The sequence below is a fragment of the Tsukamurella conjunctivitidis genome, from assembly GCF_007858475.1.
GTDB classification, from domain to species: domain Bacteria; phylum Actinomycetota; class Actinomycetes; order Mycobacteriales; family Mycobacteriaceae; genus Tsukamurella; species Tsukamurella conjunctivitidis.
Genome location: NZ_VIGX01000337.1, coordinates 1 through 502, shown reverse-complemented (window position 1 = coordinate 502; position 502 = coordinate 1). Strand labels below are relative to the sequence as shown.

General features: G+C 65.1%; 1 protein-coding gene. It reads left to right on the top strand.

The genetic code is table 11. The annotated features are described in order from the left end of the window. Positions 1-38: 38 nt before the first annotated feature. The coding region (locus FK530_RS25675) for a YhgE/Pip domain-containing protein (protein ID WP_369123360.1) at positions 39-502 on the top strand (464 nt) is incomplete at its 3' end.

Below are 502 nucleotides of genomic sequence, written 5' to 3'. Positions count from 1 at the left end.
ACCCCTACTCCAACACCTCCCACATCGATGTCGCAGTGGTGAACCAGGACACGGGTGCGCACTCGGATCTGGCCGGTGACCTGGACGTCGGCTCACAGGTGGTCGCCCAGCTGAAGGAGAACAACCAGCTGGGGTGGCGCTTCACCGATCTGGACGACGCCATGGAACGAGTTCACAGAGGCGACTCCTACGCCGCCATCGTCATTCCCCCGGACTTCAGCCAGAACCTCCTGTCCATCACCACCGCGAACTTCACCCAGCCGCAGCTGCAGTACTTCGTCAACGAGAAGGCGAATGCCGTCGCTCCGAAGATGACGGATGTCGGAGCCACGACGCTGGACCGGCGCATCACCGACACCTTCACCTCCACCGTCGCCGAGAAGGCAGCCGAGGCGATCCGTGCCGCCGGGACGGACACCGAGACGCAGCTGGGTGAGGCACGTGACTCCACGATCTCCGCGCTGGACGATGCCACGGCCAAGGTGGGGGGCGCCGCGGACTC